The organism is Paraburkholderia sediminicola (assembly GCF_902859805.1).
Classification (GTDB): Bacteria; Pseudomonadota; Gammaproteobacteria; order Burkholderiales; family Burkholderiaceae; genus Paraburkholderia; species Paraburkholderia sediminicola.
Genome location: NZ_CADIKC010000008.1, coordinates 289,069 through 313,192 on the forward strand (window position 1 = coordinate 289,069; position 24,124 = coordinate 313,192).

Genomic DNA, 24,124 nt, shown 5'->3' on the forward strand with positions numbered 1-24,124 from the left:
AGCGCTGTGCGCAGCACCCCGGCTCCTTCAGACGCGATCGCAACGCCTGCATCGTAGCGCCCGCCCGCCGACCATAACAGTCACAATTTTCCGCAAAATGGACCATCACAATTCCTCTTGGCGAGCGGGAGCGCCGGGTCGATAATCGTGGATTACACCGATTACACCGTTACGAGCCCTGCCATGGACATGGACACGCCCACTCCGTACCGCTATGAGCGCCTGGCCGAGCTGATTGTCGGCATGATCGACAATGGCGCGCTCGCGGCGGGCACGCGTCTGCCTTCCGTGCGCGCCGTCAGCGAACAGCACAGCATCAGCATCTCCACGGTGTTACAGGCGTATCGCCTGCTCGAGGATCGCGGCATCCTCGTCGCGCGGCCGCAGTCAGGCTTTTACGTCGCGGGATCGCGCCGTGGCGCACTTGCGTTGCCTTCGGTCTCGCGGCCGCGCGCGAAGGCGTCGACGGTGTCGATCAGCGGCGCCGTCGCGGGACTACTCGAGCACGTATCGAACCCTACGCTGGTGCCGCTCGGCTGCGCCGTACCCGACGCGGCGCTGCTGCAGTCGAAGCGGCTCGACCTCGCGCTCGCGCGTGCCGCACGTCAACACGGCACGCGCTATAACATCTATTGCGCACCGCAAGGCGACCCGCGCCTGCGCCGCGAAATCGCGAAACGGGCGATGCACTTCGGACACGCACTGTCGCCCGACGACCTGCTCATCACCAACGGCTGCACCGAAGCATTGACGCTCGCGCTGACCGCAGTCGCGAAGCGCGGTGATTCGATCGCGATCGAATCACCTACTTACTTTGGCCTCCTCCATACTCTCGAAGTGCTGGGCCTGAAGGCGTTCGAGCTGCCCACCGACCCGACGCGCGGCATCGACGTCGACGCGCTCGCCCGTCTGCTCGATACGGAACCGGTGGCCGCCTGCGTACTGTCTTCGAATTTCAACAACCCGCTAGGCTGCGCGATGGCCGAAGCCGACAAGCGCTCGCTCCTTGCGCTGCTCGCACGGCATGCCGTGCCGCTGATCGAAGACGACGTCTACGGCGACATCCACTTCGGTCGCGAGCGGCCCAAACCGTTCATCGCGCTCGACGGCGGAGCCAACACGATCTACTGCAGCTCGTTTTCGAAAAGCCTTGCACCCGGGTATCGGGTCGGCTGGATTGTGGCGGGCGCCTATGCGCAGCAGGTGATGGAACGCAAGCTGGCGTTCAGCCTTTGCTGCCCTGTCCTGCCTCAAGTTGCGCTCGCCGATTTTCTGGAGAGCGGCGCATACGATGCACACTTGCGTGGCGTGCGGCGCATCTTCGAAGAGAATCTCGGGCGCATGACGCGTGCGATCGAGACCAGCTTCCCGGCCGACACGAAGGTAAGCCGGCCGGCTGGCGGCTTCATGCTCTGGCTGGAACTGCCAAGGCGCTTCGACTCGCGCGCGCTCTTCGACGAAGCGCTCGAACAAGGCATTTGCTTCGCGCCCGGTGACGTCTTCTCCGCAAGCCGGCGCTTTCGCAATTGCCTCCGGCTGAGCGCCGGGCATGCGTGGGACCATCGCATCGAGGACGGCGTCCGCCGGCTCGGCCAGCTCGCGCACGCGCTGCTCGATGGTTGAACGCCCCGGGTGCCCTGGGTGCGTGGACACCCAAACTCATTTCTCCCGTGCATCGCTCGCGCAATGCTCCATCACTTCGAAGAGCGCCCGTTTTGCCGGGCTATCGAGCCGCGTGTAGGCAAGACCAATACCGGTACGGTGATCAGGAAGATCGAGCGGACGCGCCACGACCTTCGGCGGCAAAGCCAGCGCCGCCGCTGCCGGAATGACGCCAATGCCGAGCCCTGCCGCCACCAGCGCCAGCATGGTCGGGAATTCGCCCAGTTCCTGAGCGATGTCGAGCACCGCGCCCCGCTGTGTCAGCGCGACGAGCATCTCGTCGTAAAAGCCGGGCGCATATCGCCGCGAGAGCACGAAAGCGGGCGAGCCGCTCAGATCAGTCGGATGAATCAGGGGCTTTGCGGCTAGCGCGTGATCTTCGGGCACCGCCACCACGAACGATTCTTCGAGCACGATGCGCGTTTCGAGTCCTGAGCCGCTCACTGGCATGCGTAGCAGGCCGAAGTCGAGCTTGTTGTCATGCAGGGCGGCAATCTGGTCCGGCGTCGGCAGGTCCTTCAACTCCAGCGTGATAAGCGGATAGCGCGCGTGCATGCTGCGGATCAGGTCGGGCAGTAGCTTCGGCAGAACCGACGACACGAACGCAATGCGCAGCACGCCAATCTCGCCGCGCGCGGAAAGCCTCGCGGTCTGCTCCGCGCGCTTCGCCTGATGAAGTGTGGCGCGCGCTTCGGGCAGAAAGAGCCGACCGGTGTCGCTCAACGCGACATTGTGCCGGTCACGCTCGAAGAGCCGCACCTCCAGTTCTTCTTCGAGTGCCTTGATCTGCATGCTCAGCGCAGGCTGCACGATACAGAGGCGCTGCGCCGCACGGCCAAAATGCAGCTCTTCAGCCAGCGCCACGAAGGCGCGCAGGTGCTTCAATTCCATGGTGTCTCTCCGCAAGCGGGCGCTTGTCATCACGAATCATGATAACAACGTCATGAAAGACTATTGGCGCGTTGGCTGCACTTGCGTTGAACTGGTGGGCATTCGAGGCAACCGGGGCGCATCATTGGATGCGCGGCGGCAGCCTGAGAGCCTTAAGGCCTGAGAGACGCCGTCCACCACGGCAGCACGCCACAAAACACAAGATCGGAGACATCGACATGCATTCATTCATCTCGAACCGGACACGCGGCGCGCAGACGCTCGCCGGTTTGACAATCGCCTTCGCGGCATGCGCCGCGCACGCCGCGGACTGGATCGTCTCGGGTAACGACGGCAAGTATCAACGCGTCGAGGGACGCGATACCTATCCGGCCAATCCTCAACCCGACACGCTCACGCTCCTCGACGCCAGCCATTTTCCGCCGCAGGTCAAAGTTCAGGTGGAGGTGGAGAACGGCATCCAGGGGCCGCCGCAGGCAGTCGCGATCACGCCGGACGCCGGCGTGGCGCTGGTCGGCGCGCCCACCCGCTACGATCAGGCCGCCGGCAAGTTACTGATGGATTCTTTTGTCCAGGTGGTCGATCTGCGGGCATCGCCGCCCGCCGTTAGCCGGCTCGATATCGGCAGCCACCCGCAGGGCATCGCCATCGACCGTAGCGGCAAGCTGGCGCTCGTTGCGTGCGTCGACGGCAGCGTGGTGGTGCTCAGCATCGACGGAAACCGCGTGACGCCGGTGGACACGCTGAAGATCGGCCAGAAGCGGCTGGCGGGCGTGAGCTTCACGCACGACGCGAAGCATGCGCTGGTTGCACTGCGCGACGAGCAAGGTGTCGCCGTGCTGGACATCGCGGACGGCCACGTCACCGATAGCGGCGTGCGCCTGTCGAGCGGCGTGGCACCCTATACCGTCGACGTTTCGAGCGACGGCAAATGGGCCGTCGTGAGCGACGTGGGCCTAGCCGGCCTCCCCGCCTATGCGGGCAAGCTCGCGGGCGACGCCGACGCCATCACGCTCATCGACGTATCGCACGAGCCGTTCCGCTCGATTCAACACTTCGCGGTGCCTTCGTTACCCGAAGGCGTAGCGATCTCGCCAGACGGCAAATGGATCGGCGTACAGGCCATGGACGGCTCGAACCTCACACCCGACAACCCCGGACGCCACGCGCGCGGCAAGGTTCTGCTTTTCGCGATCCGCAACGGCCAGGCCGTGAAGATGTCCGAGGCGCCGGGTGGAGAAGCTGCGCAAGGCATCGTGTTTACCGCTGACAGCAAGCATCTGATCGTGCAGTTCAACGTCGAGAAGCAGCTCGCCATGTTCGCGGTGAACGGCGGCCATCTGCAGGACACCGGGCAGCGGATCGCGCTAACGGGTGGCCCTTCGTCGCTTCGTACGACCCCGCGCTGATCATCGTCAACTGAATACCAAGGGAAACAGTACATGCCTTTCATGCCTCACTCGATTCCGACGCTATGCGGCTCGCTCGCCGGCCAGCCCTTCACGTTCAACGTCAAGGTGCACAATGCGGCTTATCGGGCGTTGGGCGTCGACTACACCTTCGTGAGCTTCGGCGTGGAGGATATCGCCGGCGCGATAAACGCGATGCGCACGCTCGGCATTCGCGGCTTGAATGTGACGATGCCGCACAAACAGGCCGTGATTCCCTACCTCGACGCACTCGACGAAACGGCGCGCGAAATCGGCGCCGTGAACACGATCGACAATCGCGACGGCCATCTGACCGGCTACAACACCGACTGCACGGGCGCGGTGCGCGCGCTCGAGGAAGTGACCGCGCTGCCGGGCCGCCGCATCGCGCTACTCGGCGCGGGCGGCGCAGCGCGCGCGATCGCCTGGGGTGTGCAACGCGCCGGCGCGGAGCTCACCGTGTTCAACCGCACGGCGTCGCGTGGAGAAGAACTGGCCCGCCACTTCGGTCTCGCTTTCGGCGGTGATCTGAATGATTTCGCTGCGGCCGGTTTTGACGGTGTGGTCAATGCGACGGCCGCCGGTTTCCGTGCGCCCGACGTCAATCCGCTGAAGCCCGAACAACTTGCGCCGCATCTGTTCGTGATGGACGCAGCGTTTATCCCCGTGCGCACCAGACTGATTCGCGAAGCCGCTGAGCTCGGCTGCCGCGTTGTCGATGGCACGCGGATGCTGCTGCATCAATTCTGCGGCCAGATCGAACTGTACACAGGCAAACCCGCGCCGCTCGAGACGATGAGTACGGCTTTGCTCGACGAGATTGCGCGCGTGGGCTAGAGGACCGTTCGGGTCACGAGTGAAGCGACCCGAATGGCATCCCGATTGGAGGAGACGACAAGATGAAACATCAGCACACCGTTGCGACGGACCCGCGCGACACGGGTCATACCGCCGGCGCCGGCAAGCACGAAGTCACGAACGCCGACCTGTATCGCGCCGCGTGGGCGGCGTCGCTCGGCAGCGCGCTCGAATACTATGACTTCGCGCTATACAACCTCGCCTCGGCGCTGATCTTCGGGCCGCTCTTCTTTCCGTCGAGCACGCCGGCGATCGGACTGATCGCGAGCTTCGGCGCGTACTTTCTGGGCTTCGCCATCCGGCCGGTGGGCGGCATCATCTTCGGCACGCTCGGCGACCGTTATGGACGCAAGTTCGTCCTGATGGCGACGATCCTGCTGATGGGCATCGCAAGCACGCTCATCGGCTTTTTGCCCACCTATGCGTCCGCAGGCATCTGGGCGCCGATCCTGCTCGTAGGGTGCCGCCTGCTGCAGGGCCTGGGCGCCGGCGCTGAACAGGCAGGCGCTGCCGTGTTGATGGCCGAGTATGCGCCGGCCAAACGTCGCGGCTATTTCGCTGCGTTGCCGTTCATGGGCGTGCTGCTCGGCACCGTGATGGCGGCAGCGATCTACTTCGCGCTGGTCCGCGTGGAGGATCTTTCGCAAAGCTGGCTGTGGCGTGTGCCGTTCCTGCTGAGCGCCGTGATCATTGCGGTGGCGATCTGGATCCGGCTGAAGCTCAAGGAGTCGCCCTCGTTTGCCAAACTCGAAGCGCGCAGCGAGGTCAACGAAAATCCGTTGAGGCACCTCATCCAGCATTCGAAGCCGACGCTTCTCAAGGTCATCGGCATGCGCATGGCCGAGAACGGCGGCTCGTCAATCTATCAGTCACTCGCAATCAGCTATATCGCGACCGCAACCGGCCTCAAAGGCCAGATCGGCCCGATCGCCCTGCTGCTCGCGGGCGCCTCGGGAGCGGTCATCATTCCGCTGGCGGGCATGGCGAGCGACCGGTTCGGGCGCATCCCCGTCTATCGCGCCTTCGCTGTCTATCAATTGCTGCTGGCCTATCCAACCTGGTGGGTGCTGAGCCTCGGCAACGCAACGGCAAGCATTGCGATATTGTGCGTTGCGTTGGCCGGCGTCTGGGGCATGTTCGCGACGCAGGGCGCGCTGCTGCCGGAACTCTTCGGCGCGCAGCATCGCTATGCCGGCGTGGCGGTGGGACGCGAAGTATCGGCCGTCATCGCAGGCGGCGTGGCGCCGCTCGTCGGCGCATCCATGATCGCCTGGGCGACGCTGCACTGGGGTGGACACGAGGGCACGATTCTGGCGTGGATTCCGCTTGCCAGTTACGTCGCGATTCTCAGCCTGATCGGCGTGGTGACGACCTACTACACACCGGAAACACGCGGGCGCGATCTCGACGATTTGCGCGACGCCGCTGACACGCCAATCAAGCCGGTCAACCGGCCGATTACTCAACATTCCTGATCACAGCAATCAGATAAGCCCTCGCAGGGCTTATCGCGAAGACTGTGCCGTCAGACGACGGCTGCGCCGCTTGCCCCATAGAAACCCGATCGCCAGTATGGCGAGCACCGCAATGCCGGCGACCGGGAGAAACGGCTGCGCCCATGCGAGGAACGGCAATTGACCGCCCTTGCGCGCCACGGCGACGTCATTCGCCGAGACCGTCACGTTCGAATTGCCGAAGCGTTGCAGTACGTAGTTCGAGATCGCGGCAATCTGCTCGTCGGTCAGCGGCTGAACAAAGGAATCGTCACCGAAACCCGGCATCAACACGTGCTGATCGCCGACCTTGCGATCGACGCCGTGCAGGATCGCCGCGACCAGGTTCGACGGATTCAGACCACCGGTCGCCGTGTTATGGAAGAGCGAGGGATAGCTCTGGTCTGTGCTGCCGGCGCCATCCGGACGATGGCAACTCGCGCAGTAGCCGCTAAAAAGCGCAGCGCCGGAACGCGGCGCTTCGACGCTATTCTGGCTTGACGTGCCGCGCAGCGACGCTTCATCGCCGCCGCGCCCGGCGATGCCGAATGCCGGCCGGCTCTCGCCTGATGTCCGGATCGGCGCCGTGCTCTTCAGGTAGACCGCGATAGATTGCAGATCGGCGGCGGACAGAAACTGCAGACTGTTCTGTACCGCTTCGGCCATACCGCCGGCCGCCTGGTTCTTGCCGATTACGTGCCCTGTCTTCAGATAGTCGACGATTTCCGCATCGCTCCATGCACCGATTCCGCTTACCGGATCGGACGTAATGTTCGGTGCGAACCACGGACCGAGTTGCGCGCCGCTAAAGCCCCGGTCCAGGTCCTCGGCCATCAGCATATTGCGCGGCGTATGGCATGCGCTGCAATGCGCGAGCACGTTGGTCAGATAGGCGCCGCGATTCCATTCCACGCTCTTTTGCGGGTCCACTGCAAAGCGGCGGTCTTTCAGGAACAGCAGGTTCCAGACGATCATCGACTGCCGGATGCTGAATGGAAACGGCAACGCGGTTTTCGACGGAACCTCGTCGACCGGCTCGACGCCCTTCATGAAGTAGGTGTAAAGGGCATGCACGTCCTGATCGGTCATGCCCGTGTAGGCGGTGTACGGCATCGCCGGATAGAGATGCGCGCCATCGGCTCGAACGCCCTCGCGCAACGCGCGGGCGAATTGCGCTTCGGTATAGTTGCCGATGCCCGCGCGTCTCGACGGCGTGATGTTGGTCGAATAGATCGTCCCCATCGGCGAGACGATGCCGTAACCACCCGCAAACTCACGGCCTTTGTCCGTGACCGTATGGCAAGCCATGCAGTCCGACGCGATCGCCAGCAAACGACCCTGGCTAATGAGCGCTGCTTCAGTGTTCGGCGCGGGCGCGGACGTCACCGAATTGGCGACCTGCTGTGCCATGGCCGTCGTGACGTGCGTGCTCACGGCACCCGCCAGACTCAACGCTGCGCACACGATCAGTGCGCGGCCATTCTTCGCCGCCGGGTCGAAACCATGATGAACGCTGAAAAATCGCTGATTCATCTCAGGCCTGCCGCAAGGTCTTCTGGATCGAATCAGCCGCCTTGATGCCGAGCGCCACCATCGACAACGTCGTGTTCACCACCGAGGCCGAGGCCATCGCGCCGCCGCCCGGCAACCACAGGTTCGCGTGATCGTGCGCGCGGCAGTCGCCATCGACCACCGAGTCTTTCGGATCGGAACCCATGATCGTGCCGCCCATGATGTGGTTGTTCGCGTTCAGGCTCGTGGTGATCTCGAACTCCACCGCGCCGAACAGCTTGCCGATATGTTCGAGTTGCGCATGCGCCGCGGTTGCGCCGTCGCGCACGTAGTCGCCGACGTCGTAATGGATGTCGGGACAGGCAAGTCCAAGCGGATCGCGCCGCGTCCTGCTCAACGTAAGACGGTTGTTCGGATCGGGCAACGGTTCGAGACTGATCGACAGATCGACACCGAAAATCGCGCGGCGGCGAATTTCGTCATCGAGTTCCTTGCCAACCAGCCCAAGCTTGAGCGCCTGATCGGTGGCCGGACCCACGCGCGAGATGTTATTCAGGATCATCTTGTTCGACGAATACTTCGAACGGAACGCACCGTCGCGCGGACCGACAATGCAACTGCTCTGCGCGGGCCCGCGGCCGAACCATAGCGGCTCGTTGGCGAGGAACGTGCAGTGAAAGCCCGAGTGATCCATCATGTTCCGCCCGACCTGGCCGGACGCGTTCGCAATCCCGTTCGGATTGCGTGCATTCGCGGCGAGCAGCAGCAGGCGCGGTGTCTCGATACCGTTGCACGCGAGCACGAACGCACGTCCTTTGGCCTCGTGAGATTGACGCTTCGCGTCGTAGAAATGCACGGCGGTGACGTTGTTGTGTTCGTCGGTATCGATCTTGTAGACGACCGACTCCGCGAGCACCCTGGCGCCGTGATGTTCGGCGCTTTGCACGTGATGGATGCCGTTATACATTGCACCAATCGGACAGATCGGCTGGCAATTGTTGTTGCCGCAACAGGTCGGCCGGCCGTTCCAAGGCCGCGTGCTGCGCGCCTGCGGAATCGGAATCGAGCGATAGCCGTATGCATTGACGACTTCGGCAAAGCGCGTGTCGCCGTATGCCCACGGCACCATATCCATCGGATAGGGACGGCTGCGTTCAGTCGGCGACTGACGCGACGGGTCGTTCGGACCCGCAACGCCGAGTTCTTCTTCAGCGCGACAGTAGTAGGGTTCGAGGTCGTCGTAGGAAATCGGCCAATCGCGGCCGACACCGTAGGTCGACTTCATGCGGAAATCCACCGGTAGATGGCGCCAGCATGACGCGGCCCAGTGCCACGTGGTGCCGCCCACGGTGCGCAGGTAGCCTTGCTTGAAACTTCCTCCGCTAGGGCCGCTCAAGGCGACGTAATCGTTTGGCGGGAAATACAGCGGCGCGGGCGCGGCCTTCGCCTGCGGATAAAGACCTTGAAAATCCGAGCCGACCCGATTCGGGAACGGCATGTTGCGCCAATTCTCGACCGCGGTTGCACGCTCAATGCGCAAACCCGCCTCGAGAATCACAACCGAATACCCCTGGCGAACCAGTTGGTCGGCCATGAGCGCGCCGACCACGCCGGAACCGACGATGACCACGTCCGCGGCCACATCGCCATTGGCAGAAATAGTGGGCGTTCTCATGGTCAGGCCTGCTTGTTCGTGACGGGCGCAGGGGCCGGTGCGAGACGCGCTTTGGCGGCCTCGGCGGGCGTGATGACGCCGGCAGCGGGCGGCGCTTTTGACCACCACAGCGGACCGTTCGAGCAGTACGTCGGCACAGTGAGGCCGTCGCTGACCGTGCTGTACATCAATGCGTCGTCGTAAGCAATCAACTGCGACTGGTTGCCGTGCGTGACGGTCCCTGTATACCAGCCCGCGACGATCGCCTGCACCGCGTCCTGCAGGCCCGCCCCACTCGCCCGCGCGAGTAACTGCTGCGGCGTCTGCCCTGCTTCCATCAGTCCCATCAGCCTGGCCGCACGGTCGGCGAAAGTGCTATCGCTCGCGACAAGCGCCGCGTATAAACGCTTGCCGACGACTGGATTCATCGAGCCGTGGCCGGTGAGCGCCTTGGATAGTGCAAGGAAGTCCGTCTCCCGGACTGAGGGCTGCGCGAACGCGGCGATGGGCGAGAGAAACGCAAGTTGCGCGGCGATGGCAAATGTCTTGAGCATCGTCCGGCGCGACACGCTATCGACCAACGCGTGATCAATCTCTTCGCCGGTCGCTCGGTTCATTGGCACCAGGTTCTTATCGATCAATTTCGGCTCGCTCTCAGTCGACGGTTATCAGCGGACTATAGATGAGTCCGAAGTCCGGCCCGGCCCGGCCCAGCGCTACGCACAGCACAGCACAGCATGAAAGGGCCAGCGGATATTAGACTGGAACCGATCCCATGAAGTGAACTCATTGCTCAAAACATCATTGTGCTTTTTGCAAAGATTGTCCAGAAGAGGATGAAACGGGAACCGTCAGATCAAACACCGGTTTGTCGCAGCAAGGTTTGTGGCCAAACCAGACGCTGGGCGATATAGGCAGTACAGCTTATGTTTCGGGTTCGTAGCGCCGCTGTGCAGCGCCATTCCCATGCCGAGCGTCTGGCGGGACAGGTAGTAGCCGGCGTGCCGCGCGTCCTTCGTCGTCTATCACCAATGGCATATAGCCCGGCCTATGCCAGACACACATACTGCAATCAGCCTAAGCGTCTCTGTTACCTCGCCCGATCGCACTCACTCCGTTCCACGGAGCGACCCGCTTTCTCCCTGGACACGGCGCACATCGGCGCTTCGGTTCGGCGCAGTGGGTGCAGGCGCCGCCACTTCTAAAGGAGAGTCAAAATGAAGACAGCACTTCTACTGGTCAGCGGCATGCTCTGCGCGTGCTCATGGCAGGCAAACGCGCAAGACACTACCGCGCAACAGCCACCAACGGCAACCGAAATCATGAACAGTTCGCAAGGACCAGACATGTCGACCAACTCGATGTCGGGCGGCGCCGCGACTCAGCAGGGTAAAACCCGCGCCGATGTCTACCAGGACCTCGTGCGCTCGCAGCAGAACGGCGAGGCGGCGAGGCTCCAGCAGCTTTTCAAGGGAGGTCAATGATCGCTCGGTCCGCTCCGGAGACCGGCAGCGGACGCACGTGATGCAGTTGACCTATGTGACGCTGGTGACGCTGGTGGCGCACGTTACGCACGTGACACGCGACGAGGGCCGGGCAAACAAGACCCGGCACTCGTCGCGCTATGGCTTCGCTACAGCTTGATACCGCGTTTCTTCCAGCGCGGCGAAGGCAACCTGCCAGAGCCTGCCCGAATCTCAAGCAGACGCGGCACATAAGCATGTTGACCGAGCGGCACCGGCGGTGGATTCAACGTGCCGAAGCATGGCCCTAGCAGATGAGGTGCCAACGTGGCCGGCTCTGGATCAAGGGAATCCGCCTCGGTTTCGACCCACACGCGAGCGGAAGGCTGAGGCGTGAACGTGTTGGGCTGCAAGCCATTAGCGTACTCGATGATTTTTTGCCTCGCCAGCAAGCGGGCCACCTGCGGCGCCGCGGCGCTGGTTCCGCTCAACGCAACGACGCAGCCACTGCGCGTACTCGCAGCCAGCACGCCTGCGCATGCGACGGAGTCTTCGCTGACCGCTGCCGCATCCGGACCCGATCGCTTCGCCGCCAGAAGAGAAGGTCCGGTCGACGAGTAGGTCGCCGCGCGTCCGTCAGTCCTGCGATAGGCGCCGACCACGACGGTATGCTCGCCGGTCGCAATGGAACTCAGTGTGCCGCCACGCTTGATCCACGTCGACGCTTTGTCTTCGTCGAAATCCCGCACGTGAGCTCCAAAAACAAACCGCTTGTACGCCAGATCCTCGAAGCGCGACTGACGCCCTCGCAGTGGATAGCCATAGGCCGTTTCGTTACGCTGCACCCACGCATGAATCTCCAGATCGTCGCGCGACCCGTTCGCAAGCGTCACGGTCCAGTTGCCCGCCGGCGCCGGATCGCGCTGAAGCTGATTCATCGTCGTAGGGGCGAGTGCGATCAGGATCATCTTGCAGTGCCCCGTCGCGACGCGATCCAGATAGACCGCCGTGCACAGCACATTGCGCCCCGGTTGCCATGTGTAGAGATGTTCGACAGGAAACGCAGGGCTCCCGTCTCCCCCCGGCGGCGTGATCTGAACGGTCAGGTTGGATGCATCGACATCCTCAGGTAACCATATCTCCAGAAAACCAGGCGTTGCGCAATCGGGCAGGACGCGCCACGTGATCGGGCTCGACGTTCCTTTCGCGATCGGGAGATCCGCGTGACAGCGCAGCGTATTGCTGTTTCCCGCGGGTACGACGATGGATAGATCGCGATGCAGACCGATCAGTTCATCCATCGCGCTTTCAATGATCGAACTGCCGTCGTGCGGACCCGCCATATAGCCGTAGCTCAGGTTGAGCACCACCGAGTACCCCGCGCCATCGGCCAGATCGTCGGCGCGACGCAGGAGGTAGCGGATCGCGTCGAGTGCGTGAACGGCGAACCAGAGGCCGGACGTGTCGCGAATCGTTCGCCCTGCGGTCTTGAACTGGACGCACAGGATACGCGGCGGTTGAACGGTTCCCGTGCGCTCCCCTTCCAGGGTCAACGCGGCGGCATCGATCTTGTTGTGCCTCACGCCGCACGCGAGATCCATCACCTCCGTGCCGTGCGCCCAGCGTTTGCGCGCCCCGACGTAACCGTTGAGCCGATACACTGCGTCTTCATCCAGAAGTCCGTTGCTCACGCACTGCTTGAGCAAGCCGTTGATGTCGCCGCTGGCTAGCTCCCGCCCGTAGTGCACGCCGAGCGGCGCTGCCGCCGCGTCATCCTGATTCCAGAAGTATTCGATGCGGGTCAACGGAATATCTGCGGCGGAGCGAAAGCGTTCGTGAGCGAACGCCAGACCGTCGTCCATGACGCCCATGAACACGGCGTGCGGCGCGTCAGTGACCGCTGCGCCCGCTGGAGCGACGGGACCGAAAACGGGCGCCGTGCCCGGCACCAGCGCTTCGGAACCTGGAGCCAACGACGCCATCGCGTCGCCCGGAGCGATCGGCATTCCGAGTTCGAAGCGCTTCACGACACCCTTCATGGCGCCATCGATTTCGGTGAAGAACTGGTTTGTCACGATCGCCGTCAGGAAGCGCGACGCTTCCAGATCATGCGGCGGAAAGCGATACACGGTCGATACCTGAATCCACTTCTTCCACGCGGCGTTCGCGTTTTCCAGACTCTCCGCGAACGTCTGCGCGGTAAGGGGCGTAGCGGCCGCTGCTGGCCAGTGCGCTTCCAGTTCGAGAATGACGCGCACCCACGTGGGTTCCCCACCAAGGTGCGCAAACGCCGTTGTGTCCGCCCACGCCAGATAGGGGTCGGCGCGGGTGCTGTTAGCAGCGCGTCCGATCCAGTTGAGACCGCTCCACGCGCCGCCGCCCGCCAAAGATTGCCAGCTCATATGCCACCTCGTATGCCATCTCGTACGTCATCTTTTCTGCACGCATCGACAGGCTTACGGCAAACGCGTGTTCTGGAGACTCTTACCCGTCCACTCGCTCTCCGCCTGATTCCATAGCCACGAGAGAATGTCGGATCCATCCACGGCCGTTTCCGTAGACTCCCAGTCGATGTACGAGAAGTAGGCTCGCACCTCTGCCTTAGTCAAGCCCGAACTCGCGACATAAGCCTTGACATCGTCATCGCTCAGCGGCTCGTGATAGTCGAAATCCGGGTTGCCGTGCGGAGCATCGACGTTGATATCCTTTCCCTTGAAATAGCGCCGAGTAATCATGCCGTTGCCGCCAATCTTGCATCGCGCGACAAAATATTCCCCGAGTGACGTACCGAGCACGTGCCCCGCAATGCTGTCGATCGGAAAATGCACTCCCGCCACCGTGCGATTCACCGCGACACGGTACGCCTGCCTCATTGCCTGCTGCTGGAATACGGAGCCCGGCACCTGATTGAACAAGGCGCACAGCACCACCGCGATAACGAACGCCTGAGTCGAATGGCCGCTCGGAAGCGAGCCATGCCCCGGCGTCTGGATCATCGGCTGGACCTGAGTCGAGTACTCGATCGGCCTTTGCGCCGCGATCGCATGCTTGAAGCGAATTTCCGCGAAGATCGCCAATCGCACGGCGGTATCGAGCAGTTCGAGCGTCTTCGGCGTGCGGCTCGGTTGCAGAAAGATGAGGGTGCTCCAGAACGCCACTTGCGGCCCCATCTGACACAGTATCTCCGCGGTGCGGTCCTCGCGCAGGTCCGAATAGAAGTCCAGCCAGTCGAGCTGTTTCGTGAAAACTTCCACGCCCGGGCGGCTCAAGGAGACGATCTCCACGTCCGGGCCGCCTTGCGCGCTTGCCCGGTGAGACAGCAGGGCGGTAGCAGGGTCGGGAAACGAAAAATGCAGACTGGACAGCAGTTCGAAATCGAGCACCGTCGCGCGCACCCAGGGCTCCCATCGCCACAGTTGAGCGGGATCGTCGAGCGCGGGCGCGGTAGGGAGATCCTGCAGTTTCTGATTATCGAAGTTGAGCGTGACGAGTTCCGGAGGCCGCCAACTGCCCACGATCCCGTCGCGGTGTCCGATCAGCGCTTCCGCGAGAAGCCGCGGGTCGCCCGAACCGCCACCGCCCACGTCATAGACGCCACCCGCGCCGCCCCCTCCGGGCGGAACGCCCGCACCACCTGCACCACCCGCTCCACCTGCACCGCCTGCCCCACCCGCACCGCCAAGTCCGCTCACGATATGTCTCCTCTCTCAGGGATCCAGCACCGCATTCATTGCTTCTTCTGTCTAGCCAGGCAATCCCGCCTGACGGAGTGCCTCCGACCAGATCTTGCCGGTCTTGTACGCGCCGCTAGGCGAGCGTTCGAGATAACGTTGCACGGTCAGCGTCGGCTCGATGGCCAGCACTTCGCCGACCGTCAAGCGCGCCGCGTCTACGTCGCCGAGCAGCGACTGCGCGATCGCCAGCGCGCGTAACGTGGACGTATTGGTACGGTTCACCCGCAGAGACCGTTGCGCCAGTTCCACCGCACGTTCGTAACGGCCTGCGGATAGCGCGGCCGTGGCGCCGAGCGATTCGTAGAAATAGCGCAAGGGATCGAGCGGCGACAGCCTGAGGGCGCGCTCGGTTGCGTCAACAGCCTCCTCGCCCTCGCCTTCAAATGCGTGCAACGTGCCTTTGAGCAGCCATGCGAGCGAATCGTTGGGATTGACCGAGAGCGCGAGCGCGTAGCGTTGCTGCGCGACGTCGAGCTGCTTGAGCAGATTCGTGTGCACGAATCCGTCGATGGTCAACGCGAGCGAACATTCCGGATCGGCGTCGAGCGCGTGCCGCGTGCATTCGAGCGCCACGTTTGCCTCGCCGCGGCGGTCATCGGTCCAGCCGCGATTGAAGCGCAAGACATGCCACTTGGCGAGCCATGCATGCGGCAACGCCTGTCTGCGCGCGCGCTCGATCACCGCGTCCAGCATGTCCCGCGCGCGATTGAAGTCGTCCGGTACGCCGCGATGCATCAGCACGATGGCGCTCATCAGCAGTGTCGAGATTTCGAGCGTGGGCAACGCCTGCGATCGTGCCCGATGCAGTTCGCGATTGATGATCGCATTGCTGACTCCACCGACCACCCGGCCGATCAGTTCGTCTTCGCCGAGCATGATCTCGGCGGTGCGGCCTCTGATGCTCTCAGTCCACAAAATATGCCGCGATTTGGCCTCGGCGAGCTCGGCGACGAGCACGAACTGATCGCCCGACATGCGATATGCGCCTGACAGTACGTAACGCGCGCCGAGAAAGCCACTGATTTCGTCGAGTGACGCGCCGCGCTCGCGAAACGCGGTCGTGGACAAACGCGAGATCACCTGAAGCTCGGCCGTGCGAGACAAGGAGGAGATGATTTCGTCGGCGAGCACTTCGCCAAGCATCTTCTGTTCGAGCTCGCCGCCACGCAGAATAAAGGGGATCACCGCAATGGTGGGCCGCAGCTCCGGCAAAAAAGCAGCGCCACGCTCGATCAGCGGACGTGGACCGGGCGGACCTATGCGATAGGCATGCACCGGATGCTCGAAATGCTTCAGATGGCATTCGCCGAGGTCGTCGATTTCCGCGTCCAGTTCGGATGTGAGCTGATCCCGTACCTGCGCGGACACCACGATCTCTCCCGGTCCCGCCAGCGTGTACAGGCGCGCAGCCAGGTTGACACCGCGGCCGTACACGTCACGCTCGTCTTCGTACAACTCCGTGATGTGTAAGCCCATGCGCAAGAGCATGTGCTTGCTCGCCGGCTCTCCGGCGTTGACCTCACGCGACGCGCGCTGGATCGCAAAGGTCGCGGCGAGTCCATCCTGCAGGCGCACGAACGTGACCATGAGTCCGTCGCCCTCAGTTCTGATCAGGCGGCCGCCATGCGCAGGCACCCACTCATTCTCGATCCGCGCCTTGAACGCGCGCCAGCGTCGCGCTGCTTCGACCTCGTTATCCTGCATCAGCCTGCAGGATTCAACGAGATCCATAAACAGCACGGCGCGAACGACACAAACCAGTCCATCCGGTAAATGGGGGAAATCTGCCATCACGTTTATTCAAGCCATTATTTGCGCGTGCACGGTCCTATACGCAACGGACTTCACTGTCCCTGCGCATTCTTTCAAATGTCACGTCGGAAGAGCTGCGCCCACGCAAGCGCAACCTTTCAGCGTTGAGCCGAAATGCTCGAAATGGTGAATCTCGCCGCCCGACGGGGCGACGCGAACGCGCGGCCGATGTCTTCAGTGGACTGGCGATTTGTATGTGTTATAGGTCAAAAACACATTGAGAAAATGGCTTTTTTTGCCCGTCATCCGCTTTATGTCAGTCGATATCGGCCAAAGTCGAAGTGCGTTGAAATGCCGTGTCTGCAATAAGCGCTCGATAGTCGCCATTAACGCTTCGTGCGCAGCTTATCGGCCTCCAATCGGCGGGTAATCAAGTGAATCAGAAAGGTGGCGAATTCGGGATCCTGGTAATAAAGTCGCATCGCGTCGGTCGCCGAAACCACCAGTAACTCGCATTCGCTCTTGCAACGCGCCGTGCACGTGCGCCGATGGTCCGGAGAGAAGAGTCCGATTTCGCCCAGTATCGTGCCCTGCCCCACTTCGATGCCGATCTCCTCGAGCATGACCGTTCCGCGCACCATGTAGTAAAGCGCATCGCTTCGGTCATCTTTGTGAAAGAGCACGTGGCCGGATGGAAAACGGGTGGGCGCTGTATAAGTCAGCAACCGGCTGATTGAAAGCTGGCCGTCCAGCGCATGGTGAAGTTGCACATCGCCGATCTTCTGCAAGCGCGCCGCGGCAACGCTCGCCTGACCGCGACTTCCGACCTTGAGTGCTTTGTACACCGTATATAAATGCACTTTTACGGTTCCTTCCGTAATGTTCAACTGCCGCGCAATCGACTTGTTCGAATCGCCGCGCGCCGCGAGCGCCAGCACTTGCAGTTGGCGAGGCGTCAGGAAGTCGGAATTGGGATCGGCCGCGTTGGCGGACCTTGGCAGCGTGTCGGTGGAAGCGGTACCGGCGGTAGCCGGGGTGGGCGCGGTGGACGCCGCGGTGGACGCCGTAGTGGACGCAGACAAGCGCATGTCCGATGGCAGATGCCGCCCGCCGGCAGCGAGGAGGCGCAGCGCGCTGACCAGTGCATTGGCGGACTCCGATTTACCCAGGTGACCTGCAACGCCTGCCGAGATGAATTGCTCGACGGTCTGAGGATCGACCGAGGTCAGCAGCGCAAGCACGGGCAGATTGGGTGCACCGTGGCGAGAAACGCTTGCGGTAGTCAGCGCTTCCGGCAGATAGTCACCGTCGAGCACGAGTACGTCGACCGTGTGCCCGCTATCGAATGGGCTCAACGTGTAGTCGGCGCATTTCACTTCGGCGCCGTCCACCACGTCACCGAGCAGACGCGCGACGCCATCGCGAAACAAACCTGCGGGCGCAATGAAAAGGATCAGCATGAGCCGTGCACGCCACACGTGGCGCCCCGGACTGATCGGCTTCTCTTCACGACAGCGAGGCAAGCATGATCGACAACCTCTTCATGTGTGCCTTGAACGCGTCGCTCGCTTCCCGATCGGTTGTCGGATTCAGATGCGAAGTCCCGGCGAGTTCGACCTGCTCATGAAAATCGTTGGCGACCGCGCGTCTGATATCCGGTGGTAACGACCGTACGATGGAGACCAGCAAAGCCTCTTCTGCGTGAATCATGCCCAGAATCGAATGAGTATCCACGGAAGAACCTCCGTTGAAGGCGTCGTTAATACACTCTAGTACACGACGGTCAATCGTTTCAGCCTACCTGGAATGTTTCACACTGGCTTGCGGCATCGGACAGTCAGCATGTATTACCGCCCGGCGTCGTTACGGGGTGCGTAAGGCACCCGCTCCTCCTCGTACAACCGATAGATGAGTTCAAGCAGTTCCCGAAGATCCGGCGACTCGTCGAGCATTCGCGTGCTCATGATGATTGGCGAAACCAGCGTGGGGTCGTCCAGTTCCTTGTAGCTCACGTCGTCTCGCTTCAGGCCGTACACGCTACTCGGAACAACGGAAATTCCCTCCCCCGCTGCGACGAGGCCGAGCGCGATCTGCAACTCCCGTACCTCGTATATGCGGCGAGGCTTGAGACCACGGTCCGCGAATGCCGACAGCACCTGGTCCGCGTAACTGGGCCGCGGCGCCTTGGGGAAAATAATCAGCGTCTCGTTGACCAGGTCGCTGAGCGCGAGGACGGGCTTGCCCAATGAGAGTGCATGACCTTCCGGGAAGGCAACAATCATCTTCTCCTCGCGCAGAATCACCCGGCGGATGTTGGCGTCCTCATGCCGGATACGGCCGAACCCGACATCGATCTGACCGTCTTTCAGCGCGCGAATCTGGTCCATCGTCGACATCTCGTGGAGGCTGAGTTCGACGGTCGTGTTCTCATCGCGAAAGCGCCGGATGATTTTTGGCAGCATGCCGTACAAGGTCGAACCCACGAAACCGACCGAGAGACTGCGCTCGATGTTGCCCACGCGCCGCGTCATTGATTCGAGTTCGGACGTCTGAGCCAGCAGCTGGACGGCATGAGCATAGAAAAATTTACCCGTCTCCGTGAGCTTCAACGGGCGCGAGTCGCGCTGGAATAACTGCACCTCGAGAATCTCTTCAAGTTGCTGTATCTGACGGCTCAGAGGCGGTTGCGCCATGTTCAGCCGCTGTGCCGCGCGCGTGAAATTGCGCTCCTCGGCCACGGCGACGAAATAGCGAAGATGGCGCAGCTCCATTTCAATACCCTGTAGATATAGACCAATACTAAATCAGTGTTGGACGGGGCATTCCGGCGTCCACTATTCTGCATTCACACTCTGTTTCAGCACCCATTATACCTTTCAAGCATATCCAAGAGGGCGCCAAAACGAGGGTTTACCCCAGATAAGAGAGATTCAGGAGCAGACATGAGCGTCAAAGTATTCGATACGAAGGAAGCGCAGGAGCTGTTAAAAGCTGCTGCTAACGTCGGTGGCCAGGACGGCAGTGCGCGCGCCCAGCAGATTGTCCATCGCCTGTTGGTTGATCTGTTCAAGGCCATCGACGACCTTGACATGACGCCCGACGAAATCTGGGCCGGCGTTCACTATTTCAACAAGCTCGGCCAGGACGGCGAAGCAGCGCTGCTCGCCGCGGGTCTCGGTCTGGAGAAGTATCTCGACATTCGCATGGACGCAGAAGACAAAGCTGCTGAAATCACCGGCGGCACACCGCGTACTATCGAAGGTCCGTTGTATGTTGCCGGTACGCCGGTGCGCGATGGCGTGTCGAAAATCGATATCGATCCGGACGAGGATGCCGGCCCGTTGATCATCCGCGGCACCGTGACCGGCCCGGACGGCAATCCCGTCGCAGGTGCCGTGGTGGAATGCTGGCACGCTAATTCAAAGGGCTTCTATTCGCACTTCGACCCGGCCGGCGCGCAAAGCGAGTTCAACCTGCGCGGTGCGATCAGCACCGGTGCCGACGGCAAGTACGAATTCCGTACGCTCATGCCGGTGGGCTACGGTTGCCCGCCGCAGGGCGCGACCCAACAACTGCTGAACGCGCTCGCCCGCCATGGCAATCGTCCGGCGCACGTGCACTTCTTCGTCACGAGCAACAAGTATCGCAAGCTGACGACCCAAATCAACATCGAGGGCGACCCGCTGATCTGGGATGACTTCGCCTACGCGACCCGCGAGGATCTGATTCCGCCTGTGGTCGAAAAGACCGGCGGTATCGCGTTGGGCATGAAGGCGGACGCGTACAAGGAAATCGAGTTCAACATCGAGTTGACTCCGCTGGTTCAGGGCAAGGATAACCAGGCCGTCCACCGTCTGCGTGCGTCTGCTATCGCCTGAACGCTGAACGCGGCAGCTACGCCGTACCCCAGCTGCCGCTCAATCCTTCGCAAGAATCTTTCGACACCGATGCGCGTGCTCCATCACCTGGTGCACGCGTAGGGAGAGCACTCATGCCTGCAATTATCGACAAAGCCTCGCAACTGGATGAACTGCTGCATACCGCCGTTCAGGACGACGGGCAAAACGGCGTATTCCGTTGCCGCCGCGACATTTTCACCAACGCTGATCTGTTTGAACTCGAGATGAAACACATCTTCGAGAGCAACTGGGTGTACCTCGCTCACGAAAGCCAGATTCCCGACAACAACGACTACTACACCACCTGGATTGGCCGCCAGCCCATCGTGATCACTCGCGATAAAAGCGGCGAACTGCACGCGGTCATTAACGCCTGTGCGCACAAAGGCGCCATGCTTTGCCGGAAAAAGCACGGCAACAAAGGCACCTTCACCTGTCCGTTCCACGGCTGGAGTTTCGCTAACACGGGCAAGCTGCTGAAAGTGAAGGACGTGAAGACCACCGAATACCCGGTGCAATTCAACACCAATGGCTCGCACGACCTGAAGAAAGTCGCGCGCTTCCAGAACTATCGCGGCTTCCTGTTCGGCAGCCTCAACGCGGACGCAATACCGCTCGAAGACTACCTCGGCGAGACCAGGGTCATCATCGACCAGATCGTGGACCAGGCCGGGAACGGGCTGGAAGTGTTGCGGGGCAACTCCTCGTACATCTACGACGGCAACTGGAAAATGCAGATGGAAAACGGCTGCGACGGCTACCACGTCAGCACCGTGCACTGGAACTACGCAGCGACGATGGACCGCCGCAAGGTCGACGGCACGAAGGCTGTGGATGCAAACAGCTGGAGCAAATCGGTAGCCGGTGTGTACGGATTCGACCACGGCCACATTCTGTTGTGGACCCAGACGATGAACCCGGACGTGCGACCGGTTTATCAATACCGCGAAGAAATCAAGGCACGTGTCGGCGAAGTAAAAGCGGATTTCATCGTCAACCAGACTCGAAACCTGTGCCTGTATCCGAACGTGTTCCTGATGGACCAGTTCAGCACCCAGATTCGCGTAGTACGCCCGCTCGCCGTAGACAAGACCGAAGTCACCATCTTCTGCTTTGCCCCGAAGGGTGAGAGCGCAGCCGACCGCGCTACCCGCATTCGCCAATACGAGGATTTCTTCAACGTCACGGGTATGGGCACCGCGGATGACCTTGAAGAGTTCCGCGCCTGCCAGGCCGGCTATGCCGGCACCACGGCGATGTGGAACGACCTTTCGCGCGGCGCGCCTTTGTGGGTTGAAGGTCCCGACGCGAACGCGAAAAGCATGGGCATGAAGCCGCTCATCTCAGGCGAGCGCAGCGAAGACGAAGGCCTGTTTGTGTGCCAGCACGAATACTGGGTACAGGTGATGCGCGACGCACTGAAGAAAGAACAGGAGGAGACCGTAGCATGAGCTTCGACTACCCAAAAATCTGCGCCACGCTGTACCGCGAAGCGCGCCTGCTCGACGACCGCCAGTGGGACGACTGGCTCGCCTGCTATGCCGAGGACGTCACCTACTGGATGCCGGCGTGGGACGACGACGACCAGCTCACCGATGACCACGAGAGTCAGATCTCGCTGATGTATTACCCGGACCGTGGCGGTCTGGAAGACCGGGTGTTTCGCATCAAGACCGAACGCAGTAGCGCGTCGATGCCTGAACCGCGGACCAGTCACAACGTCACCAACGTAGAAGTGCTGGCTGAACGCGACAACGAAGTAGACGTGCGCTACAACTTCGACACGCTCAGCCATCGCTACAGAATCAACGACCATTTTTTCGGCACGATGTTCGTTACCTTGCGAAAGGTCGACGACGCCCTGGTGATTGCCAGCAAAAAAATTGTGCTGAAGAACGATTACATCCGCCAGGTGCTCGACATTTACCACGTTTAATGTCGAACGCCGGGAGGGAACTGGAAGTAGAGGAGACAACATGTCCGTTTACAACATTGCATTGAACTTCGAAGACGGCGTGACCCGCTTCGTCGCATGCAAGCCGGGCGAGAAGGTGCTTGATGCGGCCTTTCGCGCGAAAATCAACCTGCCAATGGATTGCTCCGATGGCGTGTGCGGTACCTGCAAGTGCCGCGCCGAGAGCGGCAGCTATGACCTGGGCGACGATTACATCGAAGACGCGCTGAGCGACGACGAGAAAGACAGTGGCCTCGTACTCACCTGCCAGATGGTGCCGCAAAGCGACTGCGTGATTGCCGTGCCCGCCTCTTCCACTGCGTGCAAGACGGAACAGAGCCGGTTCGCCGCGACAGTATCGAAGGTGGAGCCGCACAACGATGCGGCCGTGGTGCTCGAGCTGGACGTGGATGCGACCGCGCCGGTATTCCTGCCCGGTCAGTACGTCAACATCGATGTTCCCGGCAGCGGCCAGCATCGCTCGTATTCATTTTCATCGGCGCCGGGGCAATCGAAAGTCAGTTTTCTGATCAAGCGGATTCCCGGTGGAGTCATGAGTACCTGGCTCGATTCCGCGCAGCCTGGCAACAAGCTGGATCTGATCGGGCCGCTCGGCAGTTTCTATCTGCGCGCCGTGGAGCGGCCGTTGCTGTTCCTCGCGGGCGGCACGGGCCTGGCTCCGTTCCTGTCGATGCTGGAAGTGCTGGCGCGCGCCGATTCGCAGCAGAAGGTCCACCTGATTTACGGTGTGACCCGGGACCTCGACCTGGTGCAGGTCGATGCAATCGAAGCGTACCTGCCGAAGTTGCCGAATTTCACTTACGCCACCGTCGTGGCCGACACGGATTCGACCCATCCCCGCAAAGGCTGGGTGACGCAGCACATGCCAGCAGAAGCCCTGAACGATGGTGATGTCGACGTTTACCTGTGCGGGCCGCCGCCGATGGTCGACGCAGTGCGCAAGCATTTCGACGAAAACGGCGTGAAGCCCAACAGCTTCCACTACGAGAAGTTCACTCCTAACGCAGCACCGAGGACCGCATGAGCACGCAACGATTTGCCGGCAAGGTCATGGTCGTCACAGGCGCTGCACAGGGCATTGGTCGCGCCGTAGCGCTTCGCGCGGCCGCGGAAGGCGGCAAGGTGCTGTTCGTCGACCGCGCGGAGTTCGTCTCTGAAGTTGCGGCTGAAGCAGACGGCGCGGAGACGGCAGGCTTCGTCGCCGACCTCGAGACGTACGAAGGCGCGGCATCGGCGATGGCTTTTGCCGTAAGCAAGTTTGGCGGCATCGACATACTGATCAATGGCGTCGGTGGCGCGATCCGCATGCGTCCGTTCGCTGAGTTCGAACCTGCGCAGATTGACGCGGAAATTCGTCGCTCACTCATGCCCACGCTGTATGCCTGCCATGCTGTGTTGCCGCACCTGCTCAAACGGGGCGGTGGCGCCATCGTCAACGTCTCATCGAATGCTACGCGTGGTATCCGCCGCGTACCGTATTCGGCAGCCAAGGGCGGTGTCAACGCGATCACGCAGTCACTGGCGATGGAGTACGCGGAGCACAACATCCGTGTGGTCGCTACAGCGCCAGGCGGGACCGACGCACCGCCGCGACGCGTTCCTCGCAATACTGCCGGCGACAGCGATCAGGAAAAGGTCTGGATGGGCGACGCGGTGAAGCAGGTCACTGAATCCACCTTCCTTAAACGCTACGGCAGCATCGACGAACAGGTCGCCCCGATTCTGTTCCTCGCTTCAGACGAGGCAGGCTATATCACGGGCACGGTGTTGCCGGTGGCGGGTGGTGATACTGGTTGAGGCG

The 24,124-nt window shown here is 61.9% G+C and carries 20 protein-coding genes; 10 read left to right on the top strand and 10 right to left on the bottom strand.

Translation table 11 applies throughout. The annotated features are described in order from the left end of the window. Positions 1–183: 183 nt before the first annotated feature. Positions 184–1,623, top strand: coding sequence for an aminotransferase-like domain-containing protein (locus R8871_RS26465; protein ID WP_246287734.1), 1,440 nt, complete (start codon positions 184–186; stop codon positions 1,621–1,623). Between the two features lie 36 nt (positions 1,624–1,659). On the opposite strand, the gene R8871_RS26470 is transcribed toward R8871_RS26465, so the two are convergent. Beyond that, a complete protein-coding gene (locus tag R8871_RS26470) occupies positions 1,660–2,553 on the bottom strand; it encodes a LysR family transcriptional regulator (protein WP_175053112.1) in 894 nt (297 codons plus the stop codon). Between the two features lie 218 nt (positions 2,554–2,771). Here R8871_RS26470 and R8871_RS26475 point away from each other — a divergent pair, with 218 nt between their 5' ends. The 3 genes from R8871_RS26475 to R8871_RS26485 all read left to right on the top strand — a co-directional run bounded on the left by R8871_RS26475 (position 2,772) and on the right by R8871_RS26485 (position 6,316). Next, positions 2,772–3,962, top strand: a complete 1,191-nt coding sequence (locus tag R8871_RS26475; RefSeq protein ID WP_175053113.1) for a YncE family protein — start codon at positions 2,772–2,774, stop codon at positions 3,960–3,962. Positions 3,963–3,995: 33 nt separating this feature from the next. Further along, positions 3,996–4,820, top strand: coding sequence for a shikimate dehydrogenase (gene aroE, locus R8871_RS26480; protein WP_246287736.1), 825 nt, complete (start codon positions 3,996–3,998; stop codon positions 4,818–4,820). A 62-nt stretch (positions 4,821–4,882) separates the two neighbouring features. Beyond that, positions 4,883–6,316 carry an MFS transporter gene (locus R8871_RS26485; protein WP_246287739.1) on the top strand — a complete coding sequence of 478 codons (1,434 nt, stop codon included), beginning with the start codon at positions 4,883–4,885 and terminating at the stop codon, positions 6,314–6,316. A gap of 30 nt (positions 6,317–6,346) precedes the next feature. Here the strand turns inward: R8871_RS26485 and R8871_RS26490 are convergent, their stop codons facing one another. The 3 genes from R8871_RS26490 to R8871_RS26500 are packed head-to-tail and all read right to left on the bottom strand — an operon-like array spanning position 6,347 to position 10,117. Further along, positions 6,347–7,867: a cytochrome c gene (locus R8871_RS26490; RefSeq protein WP_246287740.1), complete on the bottom strand. Its 1,521-nt coding sequence runs from the start codon at positions 7,865–7,867 to the stop codon at positions 6,347–6,349. Between the two features lies 1 nt (position 7,868). Next, on the bottom strand, positions 7,869–9,521 hold the full coding sequence (locus R8871_RS26495; RefSeq protein WP_175053114.1) for a GMC family oxidoreductase: 1,653 nt from the start codon (positions 9,519–9,521) through the stop codon (positions 7,869–7,871). Between the two features lie 2 nt (positions 9,522–9,523). After that, a complete protein-coding gene (locus R8871_RS26500) occupies positions 9,524–10,117 on the bottom strand; it encodes a sugar dehydrogenase complex small subunit (protein WP_175053115.1) in 594 nt (197 codons plus the stop codon). 600 nt (positions 10,118–10,717) lie between these two features. Between R8871_RS26500 and R8871_RS26505 the strand changes: the two genes are divergently transcribed. Next, positions 10,718–10,984: a hypothetical protein gene (locus R8871_RS26505; protein WP_175053116.1), complete on the top strand. Its 267-nt coding sequence runs from the start codon at positions 10,718–10,720 to the stop codon at positions 10,982–10,984. A 149-nt stretch (positions 10,985–11,133) separates the two neighbouring features. On the opposite strand, the gene R8871_RS26510 is transcribed toward R8871_RS26505, so the two are convergent. The 6 genes from R8871_RS26510 to R8871_RS26535 form a co-directional block, all read right to left on the bottom strand. Then, positions 11,134–13,365: a S8 family serine peptidase gene (locus tag R8871_RS26510; RefSeq protein WP_175053117.1), complete on the bottom strand. Its 2,232-nt coding sequence runs from the start codon at positions 13,363–13,365 to the stop codon at positions 11,134–11,136. A 54-nt stretch (positions 13,366–13,419) separates the two neighbouring features. Beyond that, positions 13,420–14,655: a phosphatase PAP2 family protein gene (locus R8871_RS26515; protein WP_175053118.1), complete on the bottom strand. Its 1,236-nt coding sequence runs from the start codon at positions 14,653–14,655 to the stop codon at positions 13,420–13,422. Between the two features lie 51 nt (positions 14,656–14,706). Next, entirely contained in the window at positions 14,707–16,488 is a 1,782-nt protein-coding gene (locus R8871_RS26520) for an adenylate/guanylate cyclase domain-containing protein (RefSeq protein ID WP_175053119.1), read from the bottom strand. A gap of 347 nt (positions 16,489–16,835) precedes the next feature. Next, positions 16,836–17,909 (bottom strand): LuxR C-terminal-related transcriptional regulator, encoded by a 1,074-nt coding sequence (locus R8871_RS26525; RefSeq protein WP_175053120.1) that lies wholly within the window; start codon positions 17,907–17,909, stop codon positions 16,836–16,838. A 46-nt stretch (positions 17,910–17,955) separates the two neighbouring features. Next, positions 17,956–18,183, bottom strand: coding sequence for a hypothetical protein (locus R8871_RS26530; RefSeq protein WP_054035211.1), 228 nt, complete (start codon positions 18,181–18,183; stop codon positions 17,956–17,958). Between the two features lie 113 nt (positions 18,184–18,296). Further along, positions 18,297–19,220 (bottom strand): LysR family transcriptional regulator, encoded by a 924-nt coding sequence (locus tag R8871_RS26535; RefSeq protein ID WP_175053121.1) that lies wholly within the window; start codon positions 19,218–19,220, stop codon positions 18,297–18,299. Between the two features lie 171 nt (positions 19,221–19,391). On the opposite strand from R8871_RS26535, the gene catA reads away from it, so the two are divergent. From catA to benD, 5 genes are all read left to right on the top strand, one after another. Then, positions 19,392–20,327: a catechol 1,2-dioxygenase gene (catA, locus tag R8871_RS26540; RefSeq protein ID WP_175053122.1), complete on the top strand. Its 936-nt coding sequence runs from the start codon at positions 19,392–19,394 to the stop codon at positions 20,325–20,327. Positions 20,328–20,440: 113 nt separating this feature from the next. Further along, positions 20,441–21,799, top strand: coding sequence for a Rieske 2Fe-2S domain-containing protein (locus R8871_RS26545; RefSeq protein WP_175053123.1), 1,359 nt, complete (start codon positions 20,441–20,443; stop codon positions 21,797–21,799). Continuing rightward, on the top strand, positions 21,796–22,284 hold the full coding sequence (gene benB, locus R8871_RS26550; RefSeq protein ID WP_175053124.1) for a benzoate 1,2-dioxygenase small subunit: 489 nt from the start codon (positions 21,796–21,798) through the stop codon (positions 22,282–22,284). The genes R8871_RS26545 and benB overlap by 4 nt, the downstream gene beginning before the upstream one ends. A 40-nt stretch (positions 22,285–22,324) precedes the next feature. Then, positions 22,325–23,347, top strand: a complete 1,023-nt coding sequence (gene benC, locus R8871_RS26555; RefSeq protein WP_175053125.1) for a benzoate 1,2-dioxygenase electron transfer component BenC — start codon at positions 22,325–22,327, stop codon at positions 23,345–23,347. Continuing rightward, on the top strand, positions 23,344–24,120 hold the full coding sequence (gene benD / locus R8871_RS26560) for a benzoate diol dehydrogenase BenD (protein WP_175053126.1): 777 nt from the start codon (positions 23,344–23,346) through the stop codon (positions 24,118–24,120). The genes benC and benD overlap by 4 nt, the downstream gene beginning before the upstream one ends. The last annotated feature ends 4 nt before the right edge of the window (positions 24,121–24,124 follow it).